A 25,589-nucleotide genomic window follows, 5' to 3' on the forward strand; every position below is an offset into this window, starting at 1 on the left:
GACCTCCCTTGATTATTTAGTCGATTTCCCCAAGGCCTTGGCCACCAGTTGTTCATACAGCTCGGCGTACGGTTCCACCGCCTGGCACCAGTTGAAGGGTTGGGTCATGGCGCGGCTGCGCATGGCGTTGAGCAGGCCTTTATTGGCGAATACCCGGAACGCGCGGCTCAGGGCTTCTTCGTAGCTTTCTACGGTGGACTCATTGAACAGGAAGCCGGTGACGCCATTCTCGATGGTGTCCGCCAGCCCGCCGGTATTACGTGCCACCGGCAGCGAGCCGAAGCGCTGGGCATACATCTGGCTCAGGCCGCAGGGCTCGTAGCGCGAAGGCATCAGCAGGAAGTCACTGCCGGCGAACATGCGCCGCGCATCGGTCTCGTTGAAGCCGATGCGTACACCGACCTGGCCCGGGAAGCGCAGCGCCAGTTCACGCATAGCCTGTTCTTCTTCCGGCTCGCCGCGCCCGATAATGGCGATCTGGCCGCCGTTTTCGACGATAAAGCTTGCTACTGCTTCGGTGAGGTCCAGGCCCTTTTGATAAACCAGGCGCGAGACCACCGCGAACAGCGGGCCGGTGGAAGCATGCAGGCCGAACAGTTCGCGAACGTGGTCGGCGTTGACGGCTTTGCCTTCCCAGTCACCGATATTGAAGTTATGGGTCAGGTGCGTGTCGGTGGAGGTTTCCCAGCTTTCATCGATGCCGTTGGGGATGCCACTGAGCAGGCCCTGCTGGGTCTTGGCGGCGAGGAAACCGTCGAGACCACAGCCGAATTCCGGCGTGGTGATTTCCTGGGCGTAGGTCGCGCTCACGGTGGTGATGTGGCTGGAATACGCCATGCCCGCCTTGAGGAACGACATCTTGCCGTAGAACTCCATGCCTTCCTGCTGCAGGGCGTGCGGCGGAATGCCCAGCTCCGGTGTAGAGGCCAGGCTGACCACGCCCTGATAGGCGAGGTTATGAATGGTGAACAGGGTCGGTGTGCGTGACCCACGCCAGTGCATATAGGCGGGCGCCAGGCCGGCGGGCCAGTCGTGGGCGTGCACCAGGTCCGGGCACCAGTGGATCTGGGCGAGGTTGGCGGCCATGTCGGCAGCGGCCAGGCCCAGGCGGGCGAAGCGAATATGGTTGTCCGGCCAGTCGCGACCGTTGTTGGCGCCGTACGGCGTGCCTTCGCGCTCGTAGAGCTCGGGGCAGATCAGCACATAGATGACCAGGCCGTCCTTGAGGTCCATGCGCCCGATCTTGCACGGCGGCAACGCGGCGTGGCCACCCAGCTCACCGATGATATGGATCGGGTTGTCGCTTTCAATCACCTGCGGATAACCGGGGATCAGGACGCGAACATCGTGCAAATGAGCCATGGCGCGCGGCAGAGCCGCGGACACGTCGCCCAGGCCACCGGTTTTCACCAGGTCGGCGAACTCGGAGGTGACGAACAATACCTTCTTTCGATTGGGATTATTACTCACGATCGGCCGCGCAGTGTTGGGCAGGTCGGCCAGTGACGTTGGCCCCTCTGCCGCCTTACTAAAACGCTCTCCCTGAGTATCTACAGCGGCACTGATCATAGTTCTCTCCCAATGTTGGTTGGCTAATGGCCCGCTGCCACTAGCTCCGAAGACCGCATCCTGCGGCCAGGCGCACAAGCGCTATACAAACTGGCAAGGCTTATGCCAGTTGCACGGTCGGCTTAAATAGATTGGATAGACGGGCATCGGGCTGTAAACCGTATGCGCTCGCCTTACCTTAAAACTGGACCTACGGCAGAGTTCGAAAGTTTCGATTTTTTGCGGGGTTTTTGTTTTGGAACGGACCCATCGGTCATCAGTCTAGGACAGATCCCAGAGCCTGTAGGGTTTATGTGGGAATTTTGTAGGACAAAAAACTTGTAACGATATGCGAAGTTGTACGCGACGAGATTTTTGTGGGGGGCGGGGGGGCCTGTGGCGAGGGAGCTTGCTCCCGCTGGAATGCGAAGCGCTCCCTGGATTTCAGGGCCGCTTCGCGCCCCAACGGGAGCAAGCTCCCTCTCCACAGTAGCGCGGCCGCCCTGTAATGGTGCGTCAGCCGAGCACGCGAATGGGCGCGCCCTTGGTCCAGGCCTGGATGTCTTCAATCATCTGCTGATAGAACTGCCGGTAGTTCTGCTCGCTTACATAGCCCACATGCGGCGTGGCGAGTACGTTGGGCAAGTGGCGGAACGGGTGATCGACCGGCAGCGGCTCTTCGGCGTACACATCCAGTGCCGCGCCTGCCAGGCGACCAGCGGTCAATGCCTGCACCAGCGCCTGCTCATCCACAATCGGCCCGCGCGCGGTATTCACCAACCGGGCCGTCGGTTTCATCCAGCTCAATGCCTCGGCGTCGACCAGGCCACGGCTGCGGTCGCTGAGCACCAAATGAATCGTGAGAATGTCGGCCTGCTCAAACAGCTCGCGCTTGCTGACCCAGGTCACCCCGGCTTGCGCCGCGCGCTCCGGCGTGAGGTTTTCGCTCCAGGCCAGCACCCGCATACCGAATACCTGGGCGAACTGCGCGACCTTCTGGCCAATGCTGCCCAGCCCGAGAATGCCCAGGGTCTTGCCGTACAGGTCGCCTCCCAGGCCCACCTGCCAGCCACCCGCGCGCAGTGAGCTGGCTTCGGCCAGCAGATTGCGCGTAGACGCCATGATCAGCGCCCAGGTCAGCTCCGGCGCCGCTTGCTTATAGCTGTCGGTGCCGCACACCTGGATGCCCAGGGCCTTGGCGGCGGCAATGTCGATGGCGGCATTGCGCATGCCGCCGGTGACCAGCAACTTGAGGTTGGGCAGACCCTGCAGCAGGGCTCTGTCGAAGGTCGAGCGTTCACGCATGACGCAAATAACCGCGAACCCCTTCAAACGCTCAATCATCGTGACGGTATCTGCCGGGTAGTCGTGCAGGAAATGCACCTGCCCCACGGCCTCCAGCACCGACCAGTCCACCACGCCACTGGCCACATTCTGCCAATCATCAATGACTGCGATCTGTACCGACATGCACGCGTGCCTCGAAAAAGTTGGATTAAAGGGCGTTCAACCCCTGCAACAGCGCCTGGTGAAACTTCGCGGGCTCTTCCATCTGCGGTGCATGGCCCAGGCCTGGGAACTCCACCAGTGTGGCGTGGGGAATCAGTTTGGCCACGTGCTTGCCCAATACCGCGTAGTTGCCGATCCTGGCCTTGACCGCCGGCGGCGCAATGTCTTTGCCGATGGCGGTGGTGTCGGCGGTACCGATGAGCAACAGGGTGGGCATCTGCAGGTTCTTGAACTCGTAGTACACCGGCTGGGTGAAGATCATGTCGTAAATCAACGCCGAGTTCCATGCGACCAGCGTGTGCCCGGGGCCATTGCTCAGGCCCGCATACATGTCTACCCAACGCTCGTACTCAGGCTTCCAGCGCCCGACGTAATAGGTGTTGAGCTGGTACTTGCGAATCCCCTCGGCGCTGACTTTTTGCTCCCGCGCATACCATTGGTCGACGCTGAGCGAGGGCACGCCCAAGGCTTTCCAGTCTTCCAGGCCAATAGGATTGACCAGCCCGAGCTGTTCGGTCTGCTCGGGGTACATCAGCGCGTAACGGGTGGCGAGCATGCCGCCGGTGGAATGGCCGAGCAGCGTGGCCTTCTGAATGCCGAGTTTTTCCAGCAGTTGGTGGGTGTTGAGGGCCAACTGCTGGAAGCTGTACTGGTAGTGGTCGGGCTTGCTGGAACTGCAGAAGCCGATCTGGTCCGGTGCAATTACCCGGTAACCGGCGTCGCTCAAGGCCTTGATCGTGCTTTCCCAGGTGGCGCCGCAAAAGTTCTTGCCATGCATCAGCACTACGCTGCGACCGTTGGGTTGCCCCTTGGCCGGCACGTCCATGTAGCCCATTTGCAGGGATTTACCTTGGGATTGGAATTGGAAATGTTCGAGGGGATAGGGGTATTGGAAGCCTTGCAGCTCAGGGCCATAGCTGGCGGCGAACGCCGGGGCGATGCTGGCCGTCAGCAGGCCGGCGATGCAAAAAGCACGGGATAGAGGCATGGGCGGGGCTCCGAGTAGGGTGCTCGGATGCTGTTTGCGGGGGATTAACGGGGGATTAACACCCACTGCAAGGTGATAGCGGCGAGTACCGCGTATCGCAGGCCCTTGGCCAGGGTCACCAGCAGCAGGAACCGCCACAACGGCTCACGCATCACCCCGGCCACCAACGTCAGCGGGTCGCCTATGACAGGCACCCAACTGAGCAGCAGCGTCCAGTGCCCCCAGCGTTGGTAATGGTGGCGGGCTTTTTCCAACTGCTTGTCGCTGACCGGAAACCAGCGGCGCTGCTTGAAGTGCTCCACCCAGCGTCCCAGCCACCAATTGACCAGCGAGCCGAGGACATTGCCCAAGGTGGCAATCCCCAGCAGTAACCACAGGCTGTAATCCCCGCTGATCAACAGGCCGACCAGCACCGCCTCCGATTGCAGCGGCAGTAACGTCGCCGCGCCGAATGCGGCGAGAAACAGCCCCAGGTAACCCACCGGCACCGATCAGTGCGCCGGGTAGTCCGCCACCACCACATCCTGACCGTCGCGGGTCAGGCCGATGACTTGATACGCCTCGGCATGACCCTCCATTTCCATGCCGGGCGAACCCATGGGCATGCCCGGTGCGGCGATTCCCAGCAGGTCGTCGCGCTTGCGCAAGGCCAATACCTGCTCGGCGGGCACATGGCCTTCGACGAACTTGCCGTCGATCACGGCGGTATGGCACGAGCCCAGGCGCGGGGCCACGCCGAGGCGTCGCTTGACGGCGCTCATGTCGGCTTCGACATGGTCGTTGACCTTGAAGCCGTTGCTTTCCAGATGGCTGATCCACTTTTTGCAGCAGCCGCAATTGGCGTCGCGGTGCACATCGATGGGGATCAGGTCGGCGGCCTGGGCCAAGGTGGTGGTGAGCAGCGCTGAAAGCAGGGCCAATCGCAAGGGGGTTTTCATCGAGGTCTCGTCCAATACCGGGCAGTAGGCGGGGCATTCTCCCTGCTTTTTCGCAGAGGGCGTCGCGGTAATGTTTCAAAATTATACAGAGTGCGCGTTTTCCATCCGCTGCTTGAGACGGTCCAGTGCAATCGCCGACAGCTCGTTCATCCGTTCATGGAGGCTGGCCAACTGCAATTCGGTTTCATAGGTCAGCACGCGCTTGAACAGGGTGCCGTCGCGAAAGGCCTGCAAAAAGTAGTGAATCGAGCCGTCGACCGCCAGTGAGGTGAACACCGTCTTGAACTCGTCGGGACGCCGGGCGATCTGCACGCGGTAGCTCATGGGCACGCGTACGCCCAGCAAGTCGATCATTTCGGTAAAGCGTGCACCGGCGTGGAGTGGGCCGGTGGTGCCGGTGTCGGCACCGAGGGAAGTGGGGTGCCATTCGTGCCAGCGATCCGGTTGGGTCACATAGTCGTAAACGGCATCGATAGGGGCCTGGATAAAACGTTCCTGACTGATCCGCTCCAATCGGACCGACTGCTCGGCAGCGCGCATGGCACACCTCCTGTGTGGCGGGGCTGAACACTTGGAACTGTCAGAATAGTCCCACTCCCGCACATTGCACGGGAGTGTTTCAGCCATTTATCAGCGCACCTTGAAACGGCTCATCAATGCAATCACCCGGCCATTGGCGTCCAGCAGGCTTTGCGTATTGGTTTCCGTGGCATGCCCGCTTTGCACCAGCTCTTCGACCATATGTCGGATATGCACCATGCTGCGGTTGATCTCTTCGGTCACCGCACTTTGCTGCTCGGCAGCGGTGGCGATCTGGGTGCTGAGGTTATTGATATGGCTGACCGAACCGGCCATCTCGTCGAGGCCGCTGTTTACCCGCGCCGTGGCATCCGCCGCCGACTGGCAACTGGCCTGGGTGTTTTCCATGGCCGCTACCGACGAACTCACACCGGTGGTCAGGCGCGCGAGCATCTCATTGATCTGCGAGGTGCTGGCCTGGGTACGCGCCGCCAGTGCGCGGACTTCGTCTGCCACTACCGCAAAACCACGGCCTTGCTCGCCAGCCCGCGCGGCTTCAATCGCGGCGTTGAGGGCCAGCAGGTTGGTCTGGCCGGCAATCGCGCCGATCACGCCGAGGGTTTCGGTGATGCGCGCGGCGTCCTGGCGCATGTTCTCGACGGTGTGGGTGGCACTGGCGACTTCGCCGATCAGCGCGCTGACACTGGTGGACGCTTCACCCACCACCACGCGGGAGCGGTCAGCATGTTCGTTGGCGCGTTGGGTGAACGAGGCGGTTTCCGCTGCGTTTTGCGCCACGGTGTCGGCGGTGGAGCTCATTTCGGTGATCGCGGTGACGGTCTGGTCGGTCTCCGAGGCGTGGCGCACCAGGATGCTGTTGGTGTGCGCCGAGGTGTGCTGCAATTGCTCAAGGCCCGATGACATGGCCCCGGTGGCCTGGGTCACTTCGCCGATCATGTCTTGCAAGTAGACGATAAAGCGGTTCACCGAATGGCCGATGGCGCCCAGTTCGTCTTCGGCGCGGATGGTGATGCGCCGCGTCAGGTCGGCATCGCCGGTGGACAGCGCGTCGATATTGGTCTTCAGGGTTTTCATGCGCTGCACCAGTTGGCGGATCGCATACACCGCCAGCAGCACCAGCAGCAACACCATGGGAATCTGCAGCAGGGCCAGGCTGCCGAGCACGTCATCGCGCTGGGCGGTGATCAGCGAGGTGGGCAGGGCGGTGGCGAGGAACCACGGTGTGCCTTCGATGGGGCGCATGTAGAAGGTGCTGGCCACGCCCTGGTTGTCGAACTCGCTGCGCTGCAAGGCCTGGTCGCGATGGGCGAGGGCTTTGCTGACCTGGGTGGCAAAGGCTGAGGTGCCGGTCAATTCACTGATGTTCTTCAGGACCACGGGGCTGCTCAGGCGTGTGCTGTTGCTGATGATCTTGCCGTCGCCTTCGACGATCAGCATCTGCCCGCCGATGTCCTTTTCCTTGCTCGCAACCAGTTCGTTGAAGAAGCCGAGGGTCACGTCGATGGTGGCCACGCCGTACGCCGCGCCGTCGCGCTGGATCGCCATGGCGCAGTTGGTGCGTGGCTCCTGGCTGGCGTCGTCCTTGTAGGCCGCGGCCCAGGCACATTGTCCGCGTGGCGAAGCGAGGCCGCCCTTGTACCAGCTCTGGTCGTAATAGTTGGGGGCGGGGTCGCTGTTCCAGAACGTGTTCACTGCCAGCTTGCCCGCCGCATCACGGTGCCAGAAGGTGCTGTGTTTATTGCGCCCCGGCGTGCGCTGGTTGGGCAGCGGCCAGATACCACCACCGAAGACCTTCAGCTCACCATATTGGTCGACCAGGCCGGGCAGGACCTTGTCGATGGCGTCGCTGTCGAGCAGCGGGATGGTTTGGGTGATGGTGCGTTGCTGGGACTGAACCTTGTTCAGTTCGCCCTGGATCTGTTCGGCCACCTCACTGATGCGGTTGAGCACCACCTGTTCTTCGGTATGGCGCAGCGTGGGGGCGACCAACTGGCCGATACCGACGACGGTCAACACGAATAGCACCAGGACGAACAGCACCAGAAACAGGGTATAGCGAGCTTGGATGGAGCGCAGTGGGGGCATGGGGGTCGTCCTTACGAAGCGTTTATTATCGACGCGGCTTTTTGGAGCTTCGTAGGGCTATCGGCTTGGCGAGGAAGAGCTTTAGGTATCCTGGTGCGAAGTTCAAGAACGGCTATACAGCGAGGTTGACGGCTTTCCTCGCTATATAGGCTGATCTATAAGCGTTCTACTAGGTACCGTCGCCTTGTTCGCTGGTCTCAAGAGTGACAAAACGCCTCAATGGCTTGCCCATCTCTTCGCTCAAGGCGTTCTCGGTGAACGGTTTCGGATTGATTGTGCCCGGTGCTGTCGAGGGGTCGTTATCGAAGTCGAAGGGGTCGGCGTCGTTAGGTAAACCAACAACTTGGCGCTCAAAATTGTTGACCTGCAAATCTTTGCCCGGGTGCAGATGCTCGGTGGTTACACCATCCAGGAAGGTTCCGGTAGCGCCGTTGTACGCGTGGCCAATCTCATGGAAGAGTTGGGTTACGGGAACCCACGTGTGTTTACCGTCAGCGCGCTCCCTGGTGGCCGCAGGGTCATAAGTGATCGTGGCGAGATCAGCCCGCGCATCACCTGCAACGCCATTCTCGATGAAGTAACTCGCGGGAACCCCAGTGTCTTCTGGCACGTCATCCGCTGTCGAGCTTGCTTCTTCAACATATGATTCTTCATGCTCTTGCGAGGCGTCAAACAGGTAGGAAGTATTGGCATTACCCTCTTGCCGAACAGTGACCTTCCCACCATTCGTCACTGCGAGTTCATCCATTTTGGTGAGGGCCTGTTGGCCGATAGGTGAGCTGCGCAGAAATTCGAAATCGTCGGCAACGCGTTGTCTGAATGCCTGCTGCTGCTCCTCCGAGGCACGTGTTGCTCCTTCTACCGTAAATCCCTGCTCGCCGACATTACTCGGTTTCACCTCGGTAAAGGCAGAGCCTGTCGTACGGTCAAACCGATCATTGGCACTGGCGTAAATACGGTCGTGCCGCTGGTTATTCCAGATCTCGTTATTGCCTTTGCCGGTGTAAAACGTGGTGCGACCGAAGTGGTTGCCGATCAACACGTCATTCTGATTGCCGCCATGTGCAACGGTATGTCCGCTGCCTGAGACCAGCACGTCGCCGTCATCCCCGCCGTCCAGATAACTCTGTTTATGAGTAGGGCCAAAGCCCGCGAGAAGCAAGTCACTGCCTTTATTACCGTACATGACAGTATTGCCGCTGCCACCGATAAGCGTGTCGTTGCCGTCGTTGCCCTCGGCATAACCGAGGCCGCTGCCCAGGCGCAAGGTATCGTTGCCAAGCCCGCCGTAGAGCCTGCTGCGGCCACCTCCCGCCTGTATGAAGTCATGGCCATCACCGCCTTCAACGGTCACACGAAGCTTGACGTCATCGTCGATGATGACTGTGTCGTCACCGCCAGTGGTGTCGATCCACAGTTCTTGATTGCGGTCTCTTTCTTCCTTCATATCAATCACGTGGGGCTTGCCGTTGATCAGTATTTGCAGCTTGTCGCCCGGCCAACTGCGCACATGCAGATGGTCAGCGCGATCACCGGTTTCCACTTGCAGATAATTATTCAGGATCTGCGGTTTTGCGGGGTCACTTGGGTCCCAGTCGACGATCCTGCTGATTTTGATGTCACCTTCGGCGAACAGCAGGTGCGCCCTGCGGTTAATGATGCCTGGCGTCAGGTCGGTCGGGGGTGTGTAGGGCGAGGCGTCTGTCTTGTCGAGAGGCTTGGGTAGCTGGGCGTTTAGTTGGGAGGTCAAGGAGTGCGCAAGCGCAGATAACATGGGCATGTCCTTTTGGGTCGACGCGTAATAGAAGCCTGACTTCGCATCAGGGTTGCTATTACGTGGAGTTCCGACCGCAAACGTTCCAGGCGCTCGGGGCAGATTTAGTGCACCAGGTTTCGTCGTTGGGGCACCGCAATCCAGGTGCCCCCTGTGAGCTTGGCCGTCAGATATCCAGCATGGCCATCACGTCTGCGGGATAGCGCAGGCCGGCGGTTGCCTCTGCGGGAAAGATCGCATCGAGTGCCGCCCGCTCGGTCGAGCTGAGGTCGAGCGATACGGCCGCGACGTTCTCCTCCAGGTACTTGCGTTGCTTGGTGCCGGGGATCGGAATGATGAAGTCGCCTTGTGCCAATACCCACGCCAATGCCAGTTGCCCGGCGGTTACGCCTTTGTCTGCTGCGAGGGTTTGAACCTGCTTCACCAACGCCAGGTTCTTCGCGAAATTTTCGCCCTGGAAGCGCGGGTTGGTGCGGCGGTAGTCATCGGCATCGAAGTCATCCGGGCTTTTCAGGGCGCCGGTCAGGAATCCTCGGCCCAGTGGGCTGTAAGGCACAAACGCAATCCCCAGGCGTTGGCAGGCCGTGAGGCAGCCGTTGCTTTCCTGGTCGCGGCTCCACAGGGAATATTCGCTCTGCAGGGCGCTGATCGGGTGCACGTTATGGGCGCGTTCCAGCGTGGCGGCGGATGCCTCGCTCAGCCCCAGGTAACGCACCTTGCCTTGCTGCACCAGTTCGGCCATGGCACCGACGGTTTCTTCGATGGCCACCTGTGGGTCGATACGGTGCTGGTAGTAGAGATCCAGGGTGTCCACCCCCAGGCGCTGCAAGGTGCCGTTGATGGCATCGCGAATGTACTCGGGGCGCCCGTTTACCCCACGCAACGCCGGGTTGGTTGGGTCACGCACGATGCCGAACTTGCTCGCCAGGAACACCTGGTCACGTTTACCGGCAATGGCTTTGCCGATCAGTTGCTCATTGGTATGGGGGCCGTACATATCGGCGGTATCGAGAAAGTTGACGCCCAACTCCAAGGCGCGATGCAGGGTGGCGGTGGCCTCCGTGGTGTCGGTGCCGGGGGTGTAGAAGTCGGTCATGCCCATGCAGCCGAGGCCGATGGCAGAGACCCGTGGGCCGTTTTTTCCGAGTGGACGAGTGTGCATGGGTTCAGCTCCTGAGTGGGGAAGGGCTCCATTGTTACTCTCGACAAAATTGGGATAAACCGGCTAAAAGCACTATCACTATTCGTAATATCTAAATAATCCGCGTAAGGAGTCGCCCGTGGACCGTTTCAACGCGATGCGCGTATTTACCCGAATTGTTGAACTGGGCGGGTTTGCCAAGGCCGCCGACAGCCTGCAACTGCCGCGCGCTTCGGTGACTATCCTGATCAAGCAATTGGAAGCGCACCTGGGCGTGCAGTTGCTGCAACGCACCACGCGCCAGGTGAGCCCGACCCTGGATGGCGCTGCGTATTACCAGCGCTGCGTACAGTTGCTCACCGATTTGGAAGAAACCGAGGCGGTGTTCTCCACTCGCCGCCAGAACCCGCGCGGCACCTTGAGTGTGGACATGCCTTCGGGCATCGGGCGCTTGATTGTGATTCCCGCGTTGCCGGCGTTCACCGCGCGCTATCCGCAGATCGAATTGGACATAGGCCTGAACGACCGCCCGGTGGACCTGATCCGCGAAGGTGTGGATTGTGTGCTGCGTGGCGGCCTGGCCCTGGATGAGTCGCTGGTGGCCAGGCCTTTGGCAATGATGGATCAGTTGACCTTGGCGAGCCCCGGGTATCTGGAACGCATGGGCGTACCCGCGTCCCTTGAGGACTTGGCCAATCACCAGATGGTCGAGTATGTCTCCACGGCCAGTGGCAAGCGGTTCGGCCTGGAGTTTCTGGTCGACAACGCCGTGCACCCGATCCATTTGCCCAAGCGCGTGGCGGTCAACAGCTCCGACGGCTATTTCGCCGCGTGCGAAGCCGGCTACGGCCTGATTCAGGCGCCGCACTATCACGCGATGCGGCAACTGGCCCAGGGCAGCCTGGTGCCCGTGCTGGCGCAATTGCCGGTGCCGAAAATGGCACTGACGGCGCTGTATCCGCCGCATCGCCAGTTGTCGCAGCGGGTGAGGGTGTTTGTGGATTGGCTGGTTGAGCTGTGCAGCCAGCCAGGCACCGGTTTGCAACGCTAGGCCTGGGCCTTGCGATAAGCGCCGGGTTGCTGCCCGGTCACTTTGTGGAAGGCTCGGGTAAATGCCGCCACGGACTGATAACCCACCGCCACTGCGACCTCCGCTACCGTCTGGTCTTGCTTGAACAATTGGCAGGCGTGACGCATGCGCATCATCAGCAGCACCTGGCCGGGCGACCGCCCGCACAATTCAGTGAAACGCTTGAAAAACGCCGAGCGTGACAAGCCGGTGCAGGCCGCCATGTTTTCCAGGGTCCAGGCATCCGCCGGGCGGGCGATCAGGTGTTCCAGCAGGTTCGCGAACGCCGGCTGGCGGCCCAGTGCGGCGAGGCCACCGAGTTCGTTGTTATCCAGCACTTGCTGGCGCAGTACATACAGAAACAGCAGGTGGCACAGGCGCTCCAGCAAGGCGCCAGAAGGCGCCGGGGTGCGTTTGCACTCTTGCAGGATCAGCTCGAACAGGTTGCGTGCGGCCGTCAGCGATGGGTCGCCTGCCCGCAGGACGATCCACGCGGGCAGGGTATCGACGATCATCGCCGACAAGCCCGACTGGAAGTGAAAGAACCCGCACACCAGCCCCACGCCGTCGCTGGCGCTGGTGTCCAGGGGCAGCATCGGGCGCCGCGGACATTCCTGCGCGCCGGCCGCCGTGGCTTCCCCGGACAACCGGTACTCAAGGTCACGAAGCAGGAACACCGCGTCGCCGTTTTTCAACGCTATGGGCGTGGGTTCGCCGGCGATATGCAGCCAGCACTCACCCTGCACGATCAGGTGGAAACTCGCTCGCGCCAGGCCGTGGGTGCTGGCGTGCCAATCGCCGCAATAGCGCCCCACATGGAACAGGCTGGTAGTGAGTTCGAGGCTGTCTAATAACCAATCGACAAGTGCACTGGAAGAATTCATCTAATGGAAAGACTCAAGAGCAAGTAATCGCTACTTTAGCCTATTGAGACGATTTCTTATAACCAACAGACTGGGTACACGAACCTTCAGGAGACCGCTCCATGTCCCGTGTACCGCTGCTCACCCCACAAACCGCGCCACTCGCCGCCAAGCCGTTGCTGGAAAATGCGCTGAAAGCTTCGGGTTTCATCCCCAACCTGCTGGCCGTGTTGGCCAATGCCCCGGCGGCGCTGGAAACCTACATCACCGTGTCGGGCCTGAACGCCAAGGCCGAGCTGAGCCTGGCCGATCGCGAAGTGGTGCAGTTGATTGCCGCCACCACCCACGGCTGCGATTTCTGCGTCGCCGGCCACACTGCCGTGGCGCGCAACAAGGCCAAGCTGCCGGAAGACGTCATCGACGCCCTGCGCCAGCGCGGCGAATTGCCCAACGCCCGTTATGAGACACTCGCCGCCTTCACCCGGGAAGTCATTGCCACCCGTGGCGATGTCAGCGATGCCGGTTTCGAGGCGTTCCGCGCCGCCGGTTTCACCGAAGGCCAGGCCCTGGAAGTTATTTTGGGCGTGAGCCTGGCAACCCTGTGCAACTTCGCTAACGTGTTTGCCCGTACCCCGCTGAACCCGGAGCTGGCGCAATACCGTTGGGAAAAACCGGCCAGCTGAATGGCTGATGGTCCCGCTGCTTTGACAAGGAGAAACATGAATGCTTGACCCAATCTTGAGCCGTTGGCTCGATGTTCAAGCGCAGGCCCTGGATGTGGGCAGTTGCGATCCCCAGGAAGTGCTGCCACGGCTGGCAGAGGCCAACATATTGCGTATTGGTGTGCCAAAAGCCTTCGGTGGCCTGGGCGGCGATGTGGCCGGGGCAGTCGAGGCTATCGCCAATGTCGCCAGCCATTCGTTGGCGGCGGCGTTTGTGTGCTGGGGCCAGCGCTCGTTTATCGAGTATTTGCTGCAGAGCCCGAATGCGCGGCTGCGCGAGCAACTGCTGCCGGACCTGCTCAGCGGCAGGCTGGCGGGGGCCACCGGTTTGTCGAATGCAATGAAGTTTCTGTCGGGCATCGAGACACTACAGATCAGCGCCGAGCCGAACGGTCACGGCTGGACCCTCAACGGTCGCCTGCACTGGGTGACCAACCTGCGCAAGAGCGGCTTTGTGGCAGCGGCGGCGATCGAGCATGCCGGCGGCGGCGCGCCGTTTATCCTGGCTATTCCGGATTCGGTGGCGGGCCTGCAACGTTCCGGCGACCTGGAACTGCTCGGCCTGCAATCGAGCAACACCGCAGCGCTGGGCCTCGAAGGCGTCGAGCTGAGTCGCGACTGGCTGCTGCATGAGGATGCACGCAAGTTCCTGCCGGCCGTGCGCCCGGCGTTCCTCGGTTTGCAGTGCGGTATGTCGATCGGCCTGGCCCGTCGTTCGCTGGCGGAAGTCGCCAACCATTTGGGCGCTGCACGCACCGTGTTGCGCGAAGAGCTAGAAGGGCTGCGCGGGACCTTGGATCACCTGGTGACCGAGCTGCAGACTGGCCTGCTCACCGGGCGCTTCGCCGCTGAGCCGGTGGCGTTGTTCAAGGTGCGCATCGGCCTGGCCGAAACCGCCGCCAGCGCCGTGCAGCTGGAATTGCAGGCCAGCGGTGGCAAGGCCTACCTCACGGCCCATGGCGGTGGGTTTGCGCGGCGCTGGCGTGAGTCGGCGTTTGTGCCGATCGTTACGCCCAGCCTGGTGCAATTGCGCACCGAGTTGCAGCGCCAGGCCAACCTGTGAGCCGGGTGGTATTGAGCGCCCAGGGGATTTGCCTGGGGTACGCCAGCGGTTCGGTGTTGCAAGGCTTCGACCTGCAATTGCAGCGCGGTGAAGTGGTGTCGATCCTGGGTCCCAGCGGGGTCGGCAAGTCCAGCCTGTTGCGTGTGCTCGCCGGTTTGCAGACGCCCCAGGAGGGCAAGGTGCAGGTGTTGGGCGAGCCGTTGAGCGGACCCCACCCGCGTGTGGCCGTGGCGTTCCAGGACCCGAGTCTGTTGCCCTGGTTGAGCCTGGAAAAGAACGTTGCGTTCGGCCTGGATTTCGCCCGCCAGCCGCACCTGAGCACTGATGAGCGCCGCCAGCGTGTCGACCACGCCATCGCGGCGGTTGGCCTGGAGCACGCCCGCCAGCAATTTCCGTCGCAGCTGTCCGGCGGCATGGCCCAGCGCACCGCGTTGGCCCGTTGCCTGGCACGCCAGCCCCAGGTGCTGTTGCTGGATGAGCCCTTCGGTGCGCTGGATGAAGTGACCCGTGCCGATATGCAGCACCTGTTGCTCAAGGTCAACCGTGAGCAGGGTTCGGCGGCGGTGTTGATCACCCATGACATCGACGAAGCGCTGTTGTTGTCCGACCGCATCCTGCTGCTGGGCAACCGCCCGGCGCGGACGCTGGGCGAATGGCGCATCGACCTGCCGCAACCGCGCGAAGAACAGGTGGAAGCCATCGGTGCGCTGCGCATCGAGATTCTTAAAACCCTACGGCAGGCGAGCCGCCCTCAACCCCAATCCCTTGACCTGCCGGAGCCCAGCCATGTGCCTGGATGACCTGACCCACTCGCGCCGTGACTTTCTCAAACTTTCCGCAGTACTCAGTGCCGCCGGCGCCTTGCCGCTGCTGAGCAGCCTGCATGCCCGCGCCGCCAGCGAGCCGGATGCCCCGGTGCGCATCGGCTACCTGCCGATCACCGACGCGACGCCCTTGCTGGTGGCGCATAACAACGGCCTGTTCGAAGCCGAAGGCATCAAGGCCGAGCGCCCGGTGTTGCTGCGCAGCTGGGCGCAGGTGATCGAGGCGTTTATCTCGGGGCAAGTCAACGTGATTCACCTGCTGTCGCCGATGACCGTGTGGGCACGCTATGGCAGCCAGGTACCGGCCAAGGTGGTGGCGTGGAACCATGTGGGCGGCTCGGGGCTCACCGTGGCACCGGGCATTACCGAGGTGAAGCAACTGGGCGGCAAGTCGGTGGCGATCCCGTTCTGGTATTCGATCCATAACGTGGTGGTGCAGCAACTGTTCCGCGACAACGGTCTGACCCCGGTGGCGCGTGCCGCCGGCAGTGCGATTGGCGCCAACGAAGTCAACCTGATCGTGCTGCCGCCTTCGGACATGCCGCCGGCCCTGGCCAGCAAGCGCATCGACGGCTATATCGTCGCCGAGCCGTTCAACGCCCTGGCGGAGAACCTCAAGGTCGGGCGTGTGCAGCGGTTTACCGGCGACGTGTGGCGCAATCACGCGTGCTGCGTGGTGTTCATGCACGAACACGACCTGAACAATCGCCCGGAGTGGTCGCAGAAAGTCGTGAATGCGATCGTCAAGGCCCAGGTGTGGACCCGCGACAACCGCGCAGAGGCGGTGAAACTGCTGTCCAAGGACGGCCCGAACCGCTACACCCCACATGCCGAGCCGGTGTTGAGCAAAGTCCTGGCGCCGGCCGCTGCCGACCGCGCTGCTTACCTGGCCGATGGCGCGATCCAGCACGCCAACTGGGACGAGCACCGCATCGACTTCCAGCCCTATCCATTCCCTAGCTACACCGAGGAGTTGGTGCGACGCTTGAAAGACACGCTGATCGAGGGGGACAAGAAATTCCTCGCCGACCTGGACCCGGCCTTTGTCGCCAAGGATCTGGTGGATGACCGCTTCGTGCGTAACGCCATCGAAGCGGTGGGCGGCATGGGCACCTTCGGCTTGCCCGACGGTTTTGAGCGGACCGAGGAGATTGGCGTTTGAATAACCGCAGAGTCCCGGGGTGGTTGCTCGGGTTGAGTGGCCTGGGCGGTTTGTTGCTGCTGTGGTGGCTGGGGGTGAAGGTGTGGGGGGATGCAGGTGGTCTGTCGGCGCGCTTTTCGCTGGCGGCCACCTTCAGCAGTCTGTGGGAATTGCTGGGGCGCGGTGAGCTGTATCTGCATATCGCCGTGAGCCTCAAGCGCATTTTCGTCGGGCTGTTCCTGGCCTTGCTGGTAGGGGTGCCACTGGGACTGCTGGTGGGCAGTTCGCGCAACCTGGAAGCGGCGACCACGCCGGCCTTCCAGTTTCTGCGGATGATCTCACCGCTGTCCTGGATGCCCATCGTGGTGATGCTGATGGGGGTAGGGGACCAACCGATCTACTTCCTGCTGGCGTTTGCTGCGGTGTGGCCGATCATGCTCAACACCGCGGCTGGCGTGCGTCAGCTCGACCCACGCTGGCTGCAGTTGAGCAGCAGCCTGAGCGCCACGCGCTGGGAAACCTTGCGTCGAGTGATCATCCCAGGGGTGGTGGGCCACGTGCTGACCGGCGTGCGGCTGGCCATCGGGATCCTGTGGATCGTGCTGGTGCCGTGCGAAATGCTCGGGGTCAGTGCGGGGCTTGGCTATTACATCCTCGATACGCGTGATCGCCTGGCCTATTCGGAGCTGATGGCGATGGTGTTGCTGATCGGGCTGCTGGGCTTTGCCCTGGATGCGTTCGCACGCGGGTTGCATCAGCGGTGGGTGCATGGGGGTAGCCAGTGAAACCATAGCCCGAGGTCTGGCCCTGGGCTATGGTTTTCGCGTGGGGGAAACCTACTGCGTCCGGTATATCTGTAGATCCCCCGGAACGCCTCCAGCATTTACCGGTTTGGCAGGGTCTGTCGCATGGTTCCTCAGCCTCATGCCCGTAGGGGCTGAGTATTTTGGATGGGTGTAGACACCAACGCCGATGCCACCAGTCAACTCAGCCAGGCCGGGGACGCCTTCGGAGGTATTCATGTGTGAATGCCCCACCAACGCCGCCCATTTTTCAGTGCCGGAATTTGCCTGGATGGTTTCTGCGGCATAGTAGTTGAACTCTCTGAGTCGTTTTTCAGAGCCGGCGCCTGTAGTGGTTGGCACGCGCGCGTCGTGAAGGTCCTTATGTCGAGTGAGGTAATAGTGGTCGAGCGGCAAGACTTCTATGCCGTTGTCACTGAGCTTTTTTTTCAGCTCTTCAAAGGTCGGGTTAGTGCGAGGGGTTTTGGTTTGCCCGATGATGCCAATGCCGTCATCCACAAGCCCGTGGGGCATATCGATCAAGCCTTCGAAATAGAATTTTTTGACGCCTTGGGTTTTTAACGTTTCGACGTTTTCGAAAATTGTCCGGAAACTCGCCATCTGTTTATGGCTTTCCCCAAACACCACGCCGTCCGAGGCTTTATAGGCCTCTTCAATCAGCTCGGGTACAGACACCTCTTTAGGCATCGGTGGCAGGGTTGGGCGTGCCGGAAGCCCCGAATGCTTCAGCGCATCGTAGTAATCGTCCATTTCCTGTTTGAATTTGTTCATCGTTGCCAGCTTGGTATCCGGTTTGAAATGGTCCGCCTCCAGTTTCCCCCGCATGCTTTCGACATAGTCGCCCTCGGGCAATGGTTTTCGAACACGTAGCGACCGGCCGCTGCTGTCAATGGGGTTGAATCGCTGCCCATGACGCTGCCTGGGTGAGTGCGTCAATGGCGACCTGGGTGACAGTGTGTCAAGCGGGTTGAAATCGTTCAGGGGCGTCCCGTAGGGTTTCATCTTGGCCGAGTCGTAGGCATACCGTTGTCCATTAGAGAGGATCGTGTCTGCCTCATAGGTCTGGTCCGCGACCTTGAACGTGCCGCGTGTGATGGGCCCATGCTCGCGGCTGACAGCCTGGATTAACGTGCCACTGGTGGCCTTGATCTTGTCCACGCCCTTGCCGATCATCTTGACGCTGCCCTCGATGAGATTGCCCACCCCACTGACAGGATTGAGTTCGCCGATAAGGGTGGTGCCGAGGATTCTGGCGATCTTGAGGGCCTTGGTCGTCGCGCTGACCGCCTTGGCGCCGACTTTGGCCACTTTCGCTGCCGTGCCCACACCGGCAGTGACAAAACCGAAGATATCCATGCCCAGGTCGATGGCGCCATCCAGGTAGTTGCCCTCGACAAAGTTCTGGATCGCCGATTTGAACGGAATCAGGTCAAGGAAGAAATTGGCGAGTTTCGACTGGGTCTCCATTTGCCGGTCGAAGGTGGTCGCGCCCTTGGCCTCCTTGATCACATCTTCGTTATCGATATCCAAGTGTTGGATAAACACGTCGGTGAGGGCCTGCGTCCGGGTACTGTAGAAGCTGTTGGGAACGGGCAGTGGGTTTTGGGCTTTCTGGCTTTGTTCAAACACCGTTTCAGCCATACCTTTGGGGGGGAGCGCTTCTATGGGGTAGACCCGGTTGGCGTTGCGCTCGCGCTCTTGGGTCAATACGGTGTCGGGAACGGGTTTAACAGTGCCTTGCTTTAAATCCACTTCATAAACCGTTTGGCTATTCACCCCCGTGGACTTGATCAATAACCTGTGATTTTTTTCCGTCAGGGTTCGGTCGGTAAAACCCATACCCAGGGTGTAGGTATGGTTTTGATAGAACTCAAGTTTCCCATATTCCAGATTCTCCCGGTCTTTGAGCGGAAGCTGACTGATCATTTGCTTGACGGCCGTGGCGATGCCTTTTTTCCGAGTGCTCATGGCCTGGGTGAGTTCTGCGTCGAACACTTGGTTTACGTCGAATTGCAGGGACTTGCCTCGTGTGGCATCGATGATCCGATCGTCTGTGGATTCCCACTCATACTGATGCAGCCCGCTCATCGCGATATCCAGCAACGAGTGTGGGCCGGCGGGCGCCCGATTGGGGTCATAGAGCGGTTGGACGTAGGGCTGTGTGGTGCTCTTTACGGTCAGGAGTTTCTCTTCAAAAGGCACGTTCTCGCCAAACCTTTCTTTCAGCTTGGCCAGGGCGATTTCCCTGCGACTGGGGATTTTGGCTTCGATCTGGTCGCTGGCATTTACCCGCGCATCGGCCTGCAGGTTGAAGGCGCCTCTGACCTTTTCAATGTCGCTGGTGTTGTACCGAGCGGCTTCATCTTCAGAGAGCACGCCGTTGACGACGCCCCAGGTCCGCAGCGCGGCGGTCTGTGCCTGCTGGGTCACGTCCAGGTCTTGCAGGCCGGCATTTTCGGCTTCCAGCATGACTTGGGCAAAGGTCATATTGGGTACTTTACCCGGTGTCTGGGCTTCTATCGTTGCCGCTGCGATGGACAGGCTGACCCAGGCTGGACTTCCATAGGTCACGCTGGCAGGGATGTCTTTGATCAGCAGTTCGGGGGCTTTCCTCGCCAGTAACAGGTAAGCGCCGACCTTGGCCATTCCAGGCGTGGTGTGGCCTTCGTTATCCAAATGCGCGCTGAGGTTGCCCAACAGCGCTGAAGCGGGTTTGCCCCAGTGATCTCGCTGTGCCAGATCGAAGCCGGCAACCTTGTTCGGCTGGGTCTCGGCAATGGATGACGGATCCAGCAGCAGATGCATGGTGGCCAACAGGTAGTCGTTCACGCTGGAGTCGGTGGCAATACCGTTCAACTGAGTCTGCAAGAATTTGCCCAACGCTTGCGCGCGGGGCGTGCCAAGGAGCGTTTCCAGCGCCTTGGCCGGATCTTTCATGGCCTCGGCGGAAAGTGGCTGGTTGCTGTTCAAGTACTCCAGCACACTCGGGCTTACCCCCATCCGTGGTGGGTTCGAATGCTGGGTCGCATAGCGCCGGGCGGCGTCCACCAGCGAACGTTGCCCATCGGCCCCCAACGGTAGTGGCCAGGACAGCGCGCCGCCAAAGTTGCCCAGAGGGTGTTCCTGGGCTCTGTTGAGCACCGCGTCCGCCAGGGCGGTCAGGGCAAAGTGGCTGGTGGGTACGCTCAAGCCGGAGGACCTGATGTAAGCCTCAAGCGTGACGGTGGCACCGGCTTCGGACGAGGAGGACTCGGGATGAATATCGATGGTCGTCGTTTTCAGCGCGCCCAGGATGGCCTGGGGCGTTGCGTCCGCGCCCAGGCGTTTGGCGGTTTCGTTGAGTGTTTGCCCCAGGGTCCGCAGGTTGTGCTTGTCTGCCTGCGCCTGCTCCAAACCGGCATTGGCAACACGCTTGTGGCGGTTTAAATGCAGGGGCGTGGCGGGTTGTGGGACGGTGGACGACTGGTCGGGCGCTGGCTGGCTTTGGCTATCATTTTGGGGGGAGGGCAGAAAAGAGTGAGGCGGTTGGATGGATACGGAAGAGGGAGTCTGCATGGGTGGGTACCTTTTTTGACGTATCAACAAAGGCGCCTGTTATTAGGAGGTTCCCTGTTCCCCAGACGCCCCTTTTGGGTGCGGAAAACACCCGCCGGGGTTCCTTCTCGAAGGCATGCAGTGTGTAAGGTAGGGTGTAAATGCTCGCGTGAGTGTTTCAATGCACTCGTCCATCCATCGTGCAAGCCCAGCGGCCCACCGCCGTCGGAGTGAGCGGCACGCCGGACGAGCCAAAGCTTTTCATCACCTGTAACATAAGCCCCTGTCGACCTCGGTGCATCCCGTCGCCCGGGTATGTGCCTGGCCTGTTCGGCGCTACACAGTGGATAATTCTTCCGGTTCAGGAACCCGTCATGACCCAAAAGCAACGCTTGAAATACTCGATTCTGATCGCCCTGGCCGTACTGGCGACGATGTTTGGCCTGTCCTACCTGCAGAACATCGGGTTTATCAGTGAGAAGACGTTCCAGACCATCGCCATTGCCGTCGCAGTGGTCGTAGTGGTGATCAACGGCATCATGCGCCGCAAGGTCAAGCTTTAAGGTCTACCTCAGCTTCGAGCGTCGAGTACCTTCGCAGCCTCTTCATGGAGGCTGTAGCTTTTATCGGCGTTGAGGGTGATCACACCCTCGCTGCACAGGCGCTTGAGCACCTCGCGCACACTCAGGAACGACAACGGGATACCCAGCTCCAGTAAATGGCTGTGCACGCCGCGCACGCCCAGGGTGCGCTGGTTGTCGGCGGCGGTGAGCAGGGCGTCGATGACCTTCAGCCGAATCAGGCTGGTGCGCAGACCGAAACACTTGAGCAAATGGCGAATACGCTGGTTGCCTTGCTGTTCGGGCGTTTTCCTGAACGGTTGTGCGCCGTTGCCAAATTGAGCATCGACTGCGGATGAATGTCCGTCCGTGGGCACTTGCGGGTTGTACATGCAAAAACTCCTTATCAGAGCCTGATCAGGAAAATGATGGCGCTCTTAGTCAATAAGACGAACGAGCGAGCGAAATCATGAAGTGCAGGATGTAGAAAATTTGTCGGTATCGGTTTTGTCACATCTGCAGCGCCTTGAATAAACCCGCGCCAGGGTTAAATTTCTCCCGGTTTTTTGCGTCCTTACGGTGGGGTAGTAGCCCCCGATGAGGGTGTTCAATTTGACTGTGGAGTCTGCGTGATTATTTCCAACGGGTTGTCCAGGGTATGCGTGGCAGGGCTGTTGCTGGGGGTGAGCCTGGCTGCAACAGCACGGGAGTCGATGATGCAGGCCTCGGCGGATATCCGGCGCACCAGCTTCGGCGTGCCGCACATTCGCGCCCACGATGAGCGCGGCCTGGGTCTCGGCATCGGTTACGCGTATGCCCAGGACAATCTGTGCCTGCTGGCCAATGAAGTCGTTACCGTGAACGGCGAGCGAGCCAGGTACTTCGGCCCTGAACAGTCGACCCTGGAAGAGCGCAACAACCTGGCCAGCGATGTGTTTTTCACCTGGCTGAACACACCGGATGCCGTGGCTGCTTTCTGGAAGGCGCAGAGCCCGCAGATCCAACAACGCATGCAAGGTTACGTGGCCGGTTACAACCGCTACCTGAGAGAGCACGGCACGCCAGCCCAGTGCCAGGCCGCCTGGGTGCGGCCGCTGATGGTTGAGGATCTGGTGAAATTGACCCGCAGGCTATTGGTGGAGGGCGGTGTCGGCCAATTCGCCGAAGCCCTGGTCGGCGCCAAGCCGCCTCAGGCAACGGCGAGTGTGCAGCCCAGCGCCAAGGCGTTTGAACTGGCCGCCGCCAATCAACAGCGCTTCAGCCTCGACCGTGGCAGCAATGCCGTGGCGGTGGGCCGCGACCGTTCGTTCAATGGCCGTGGCATGTTGCTGGCCAACCCGCATTTCCCGTGGGTGGGCGGCATGCGCTTTTATGAAATGCACCTGACCATTCCCGGCCAGCTGGATGTGATGGGCGCCGCGTTGCCCGGCCTGCCGGTGATCAATATCGGCTTCAACCAGCATGTGGCATGGACCCACACGGTGGACACGTCCAAGCATTTCACCCTGTATCGCCTGACGTTGGATCCCAAGGATTCCACGCGCTATATGCTGGATGGAAAATCCATCCCCCTGGAAAAAACCTCGGTGACGGTGCAGGTCAGGCAAGCGGACGGCCGCGTGAAACCGGTGACCCATCCTGTCTATAGCTCGCAGTTCGGACCCGTGGTGCAATGGCCCGGCAAGCTGGATTGGGACAGTCACCACGCCTTCAGCCTGCGCGATGCCAACCTGGGCAACGACCGCGTGCTGCAACAGTGGTACGCAATGAACCGCGCGGCCAGCCTCAAGGACCTGCAAACCTCGGTGCACACCCTGCAAGGCATCCCGTGGGTCAATACCCTGGCCGCCGATGACCAGGGCCAGAGCCTGTACATGAACCTGTCGGTGGTGCCCAACGTCAGCGCGGCCAAGCTGGCGCAATGCAGCGACCCACGTGCCGGCCTGCAGATGATCATGCTCGACGGCGCCCGCAGTGCCTGTGCCTGGGACGTCGACCCGCGAGCCGCCCAGGCCGGCATCTTCCCCGCCGACCAGTTGCCGCAGCTGGAGCGTAGCGACTACGTGCAGCACTCCAATGATTCGGCGTGGCTGGCCAACCCCAAGGCACCATTGACCGGCTTCTCCCCGGTGATCAGCCAGGACCACATCGGCCTCGGCCCGCGCGCACGCTTTGCCTTGCAACGCCTGCAATCCCTGGAGAAGCAACCGATCAGTGTCACCGACCTGCAAAACATGGTCATGGACAACGAGGTCTACCTCGCCGGCCAGGTCATGCCCGACCTGCTGGCGTTCTGTGCCAAACACCTCGGCACCGACGCGGCTGCGCTCAAGCCACTGTGCACCAGCCTCAACGACTGGGACCGACGCGCCAACCTCGACAGCGGCCTGGGCTTGGTGCACTTCATCAACCTGGTTGAACACCTGCAGCAAATCCCCGATGCCTGGCGCGTCGCGTTCGACCCGGCCCAGCCCCTGACCACCCCACGCGGCCTGGCCATCGAGCGCGCGCCCGTGGCCAAGGCCCTGCGCGAAGCCATGCTGGCCTCCACCGCATCTGTCGACAAACTCGGCCTCAACGCCGACAGCAAATGGGGGGATGTCCAGGTCAGCGGCCAAACCCCGATTCACGGCGGCCCGCAGGAACTGGGGGTCTACAACGCCATGCAAACCGTGCCACGGGCGGACGGCAAGCGTGAAGTGGTCAGCGGCAGCAGCTACCTGCAGATCGTCACCTTCGACGACCAGGGCCCGCACGCCCAAGGCGTGCTCGCGTTTTCCCTGTCCAGCAACCCGGCATCCCCCTACGCCAAGGACCAGACCCAAGCGTTCTCACAGAAAAAACTCCGCCCGCTGCCGTTCACCGACGCCCAGATCAAGGCCGACCCGCAGTACCAGCAGCAGCTCCTCAAGGAGTAGGGCAGGCACGCAACCCCTTGATGCCAATGCGAAATATTTTCGAAATCAAGGGGTTGCAGGTAAAAGCAAATGAGTACATAATGGCGCCCATCGAACGCAACGAAGCATTAAAAACTTCAATGTATTCAATGAGTTAGAGTAGAGGCAGGGTTCTATAGCCCACTCAAGTTTTTATGCGGTGAATGTCAGCGGCAAGGGCATTGATCGTTTGAGGCCGAGTAGCAAAATGGTTATGCAGCGGATTGCAAATCCGCCTACGCCGGTTCGATTCCGACCTCGGCCTCCACTCTTAAAAACCCCGTAGATTAACGTCTGCGGGGTTTTTTATTGTCTGCGGCTTGGTCGTCGCTTCCGCAATTTTTCGGATCGCTTCCGCATCCCTACCTTTTTTCGGGAAATTTAAGACGCCGTTATCGGTATGCCTCTCCGCGATTGGACGTGGGATTGTGCTCGAGACTAAGGAGCCTGAGCGTCTACTAACGGCCGATTCTGTTGAAAAAGTCGACCATGGTTTCCGCGGCAGAAAAGTAAGCGCTTGAGATTGAAATCTTTACTTTGTGCAGAGGATTTCGGGCTCAGATTTCGCGTAGCTGCGCGCAAAAAATGCATTTTAAGCAGTCAGTACGCGGGCAGTCTGGAGGTACCGACTTTTTCAACACAATCGGCCAAAAGCGGACGTCGAGCATTCCCCAGACCGTGTGCAAATCGCTCCTTAGAATGATCGACAACGCCTTAGCGGCTAAGTAACGTTGCCTCAGGGCGGGCAATGGATGAGCTCGGCGGCGTAGATGGAGGGTCAGCATGCAAGGCAAGCTAATTTATGAATTAACTGAGGAAGACTTCCGAGAGCACGGTGTCTGGTATTTCCCGATGGACGATGATGACTGGGAAATTGTTCGCCCCTGCCTGGACGAGAGCGATACTACTGTGCTGGTGAGAACAGTTTTTCGCGGCGCTGATGGAGCCAGTTACGCTGGGTATGTGTACTGGAGTCTTACCGACGACATCGGTCATATCCAACCTAACCTGTTTTTACCCGATGGGTCCTCCATGACCTTTTGGGGAGGAGTTATCAAAGCTGTATGGGAGGACTGGATTCAGGGTGAAGCCGCACGCTTGGTTTTTCCGATCACGTTTGAATCCGAGCCTTTGCTTGGAATGGCACAGATGACGGGGCAAATCGACGGACTCTATTATCTTGATGATGACAAGCGCACGCAGTGCTTAACTCCGCCGCTTCAAATTCATTAGCGGACGTTTAGAGCCTATCCGCGAGCGAATTGGATGATTTAGCTAGCGCTATTGAACGATCCGTCCCTGTTCATTTTAACCGTGCCCAAAGCAGTATAACTGCAGGAGCTTCTAGGTCCGCTAATGGCCCAGAGTGTGTAAAAACGTATTCGATCAGCAGCATCGTAAGGCGCGGGGTCAAACCACGTTCTGTGTAGATGCCCGACAGACCGAAAACCATCGAACGATGGGGTCGTCTAAAACCAGTGCTCGTTCATTTTCGAAAGAAACTCTGGGTTAACCGGCGCGCTGGATGCTGAGCCGATGACCGCGTCAATC

Annotated in this window: 21 protein-coding genes and 1 tRNA gene; 10 read left to right on the forward strand and 12 right to left on the reverse strand. The window is 60.5% G+C overall.

Features of this window, described 5'->3' with window-relative positions:
• Positions 1–12 precede the first annotated feature (12 nt).
• From glgA to ACHPFG_RS14680, 9 genes are all read right to left on the reverse strand, one after another.
• Positions 13–1,569, reverse strand: coding sequence for a glycogen synthase GlgA (gene glgA, locus ACHPFG_RS14640; protein WP_431703322.1), 1,557 nt, complete (start codon positions 1,567–1,569; stop codon positions 13–15).
• Positions 1,570–2,064: 495 nt separating this feature from the next.
• Positions 2,065–3,018 (reverse strand): D-2-hydroxyacid dehydrogenase family protein, encoded by a 954-nt coding sequence (locus tag ACHPFG_RS14645; RefSeq protein ID WP_431703324.1) that lies wholly within the window; start codon positions 3,016–3,018, stop codon positions 2,065–2,067.
• A 25-nt stretch (positions 3,019–3,043) separates the two neighbouring features.
• Positions 3,044–4,045 carry an alpha/beta fold hydrolase gene (locus ACHPFG_RS14650; RefSeq protein ID WP_431703326.1) on the reverse strand — a complete coding sequence of 334 codons (1,002 nt, stop codon included), beginning with the start codon at positions 4,043–4,045 and terminating at the stop codon, positions 3,044–3,046.
• 44 nt (positions 4,046–4,089) lie between these two features.
• The gene (locus tag ACHPFG_RS14655) at positions 4,090–4,533 is read right to left on the reverse strand and encodes a YqaA family protein (protein ID WP_431703328.1); all 444 of its coding nucleotides are present in this window, start codon (positions 4,531–4,533) and stop codon (positions 4,090–4,092) included.
• Positions 4,534–4,536: 3 nt separating this feature from the next.
• Complete coding sequence (locus ACHPFG_RS14660) at positions 4,537–4,983, reverse strand: DUF411 domain-containing protein (protein WP_145337757.1); 447 nt, start codon at positions 4,981–4,983, stop codon at positions 4,537–4,539.
• An 81-nt stretch (positions 4,984–5,064) separates the two neighbouring features.
• Positions 5,065–5,523, reverse strand: a complete 459-nt coding sequence (locus tag ACHPFG_RS14665; protein ID WP_431703331.1) for an SRPBCC family protein — start codon at positions 5,521–5,523, stop codon at positions 5,065–5,067.
• Positions 5,524–5,613: 90 nt separating this feature from the next.
• Positions 5,614–7,608: a methyl-accepting chemotaxis protein gene (locus ACHPFG_RS14670; protein WP_131696159.1), complete on the reverse strand. Its 1,995-nt coding sequence runs from the start codon at positions 7,606–7,608 to the stop codon at positions 5,614–5,616.
• A gap of 169 nt (positions 7,609–7,777) precedes the next feature.
• Positions 7,778–9,382, reverse strand: a complete 1,605-nt coding sequence (locus ACHPFG_RS14675; RefSeq protein WP_431703333.1) for a M91 family zinc metallopeptidase — start codon at positions 9,380–9,382, stop codon at positions 7,778–7,780.
• 166 nt (positions 9,383–9,548) lie between these two features.
• Positions 9,549–10,544 carry an aldo/keto reductase gene (locus ACHPFG_RS14680; protein WP_431703335.1) on the reverse strand — a complete coding sequence of 332 codons (996 nt, stop codon included), beginning with the start codon at positions 10,542–10,544 and terminating at the stop codon, positions 9,549–9,551.
• 118 nt (positions 10,545–10,662) lie between these two features.
• On the opposite strand from ACHPFG_RS14680, the gene ACHPFG_RS14685 reads away from it, so the two are divergent.
• Positions 10,663–11,574 carry a LysR family transcriptional regulator gene (locus ACHPFG_RS14685; RefSeq protein WP_339542584.1) on the forward strand — a complete coding sequence of 304 codons (912 nt, stop codon included), beginning with the start codon at positions 10,663–10,665 and terminating at the stop codon, positions 11,572–11,574.
• Here ACHPFG_RS14685 and ACHPFG_RS14690 read toward each other — a convergent pair.
• Positions 11,571–12,476, reverse strand: a complete 906-nt coding sequence (locus ACHPFG_RS14690) for an AraC family transcriptional regulator (RefSeq protein ID WP_431703338.1) — start codon at positions 12,474–12,476, stop codon at positions 11,571–11,573. The two genes, ACHPFG_RS14685 and ACHPFG_RS14690, sit on opposite strands and share 4 nt — an antisense overlap.
• A gap of 101 nt (positions 12,477–12,577) precedes the next feature.
• Between ACHPFG_RS14690 and ACHPFG_RS14695 the strand changes: the two genes are divergently transcribed.
• The 5 genes from ACHPFG_RS14695 to ACHPFG_RS14715 are packed head-to-tail and all read left to right on the forward strand — an operon-like array spanning position 12,578 to position 16,990.
• Positions 12,578–13,138 carry a carboxymuconolactone decarboxylase family protein gene (locus ACHPFG_RS14695; protein WP_431703340.1) on the forward strand — a complete coding sequence of 187 codons (561 nt, stop codon included), beginning with the start codon at positions 12,578–12,580 and terminating at the stop codon, positions 13,136–13,138.
• 40 nt (positions 13,139–13,178) lie between these two features.
• Positions 13,179–14,240, forward strand: a complete 1,062-nt coding sequence (locus tag ACHPFG_RS14700) for an acyl-CoA dehydrogenase family protein (protein ID WP_339542581.1) — start codon at positions 13,179–13,181, stop codon at positions 14,238–14,240.
• The gene (locus ACHPFG_RS14705; RefSeq protein WP_431703342.1) at positions 14,237–15,040 is read left to right on the forward strand and encodes an ABC transporter ATP-binding protein; all 804 of its coding nucleotides are present in this window, start codon (positions 14,237–14,239) and stop codon (positions 15,038–15,040) included. Before ACHPFG_RS14700 ends, ACHPFG_RS14705 begins: the two co-directional genes overlap by 4 nt.
• Complete coding sequence (locus ACHPFG_RS14710; RefSeq protein ID WP_339542579.1) at positions 15,027–16,226, forward strand: ABC transporter substrate-binding protein; 1,200 nt, start codon at positions 15,027–15,029, stop codon at positions 16,224–16,226. The genes ACHPFG_RS14705 and ACHPFG_RS14710 overlap by 14 nt, the downstream gene beginning before the upstream one ends.
• Positions 16,223–16,990 carry an ABC transporter permease gene (locus ACHPFG_RS14715; RefSeq protein ID WP_431703345.1) on the forward strand — a complete coding sequence of 256 codons (768 nt, stop codon included), beginning with the start codon at positions 16,223–16,225 and terminating at the stop codon, positions 16,988–16,990. The genes ACHPFG_RS14710 and ACHPFG_RS14715 overlap by 4 nt, the downstream gene beginning before the upstream one ends.
• A 51-nt stretch (positions 16,991–17,041) precedes the next feature.
• Here the strand turns inward: ACHPFG_RS14715 and ACHPFG_RS14720 are convergent, their stop codons facing one another.
• A complete protein-coding gene (locus tag ACHPFG_RS14720; RefSeq protein ID WP_431703347.1) occupies positions 17,042–20,563 on the reverse strand; it encodes a membrane-targeted effector domain-containing toxin in 3,522 nt (1,173 codons plus the stop codon).
• 353 nt (positions 20,564–20,916) lie between these two features.
• On the opposite strand from ACHPFG_RS14720, the gene ACHPFG_RS14725 reads away from it, so the two are divergent.
• On the forward strand, positions 20,917–21,105 hold the full coding sequence (locus ACHPFG_RS14725; protein WP_027606724.1) for a hypothetical protein: 189 nt from the start codon (positions 20,917–20,919) through the stop codon (positions 21,103–21,105).
• A gap of 8 nt (positions 21,106–21,113) precedes the next feature.
• Here the strand turns inward: ACHPFG_RS14725 and ACHPFG_RS14730 are convergent, their stop codons facing one another.
• Positions 21,114–21,494 (reverse strand): fe2+ zn2+ uptake regulation protein, encoded by a 381-nt coding sequence (locus ACHPFG_RS14730; RefSeq protein WP_145337761.1) that lies wholly within the window; start codon positions 21,492–21,494, stop codon positions 21,114–21,116.
• A 237-nt stretch (positions 21,495–21,731) separates the two neighbouring features.
• Between ACHPFG_RS14730 and ACHPFG_RS14735 the strand changes: the two genes are divergently transcribed.
• From ACHPFG_RS14735 to ACHPFG_RS14745, 3 genes are all read left to right on the forward strand, one after another.
• Positions 21,732–24,020, forward strand: coding sequence for an acylase (locus ACHPFG_RS14735; protein ID WP_431703349.1), 2,289 nt, complete (start codon positions 21,732–21,734; stop codon positions 24,018–24,020).
• 212 nt (positions 24,021–24,232) lie between these two features.
• Positions 24,233–24,306: transfer RNA gene (locus tag ACHPFG_RS14740), tRNA-Cys, on the forward strand.
• A gap of 515 nt (positions 24,307–24,821) precedes the next feature.
• The gene (locus ACHPFG_RS14745; RefSeq protein WP_431703351.1) at positions 24,822–25,271 is read left to right on the forward strand and encodes a hypothetical protein; all 450 of its coding nucleotides are present in this window, start codon (positions 24,822–24,824) and stop codon (positions 25,269–25,271) included.
• Positions 25,272–25,589 lie beyond the last annotated feature (318 nt).

The organism is Pseudomonas sp. BR20 (assembly GCF_050780135.1).
Lineage (GTDB): Bacteria > Pseudomonadota > Gammaproteobacteria > Pseudomonadales > Pseudomonadaceae > Aquipseudomonas.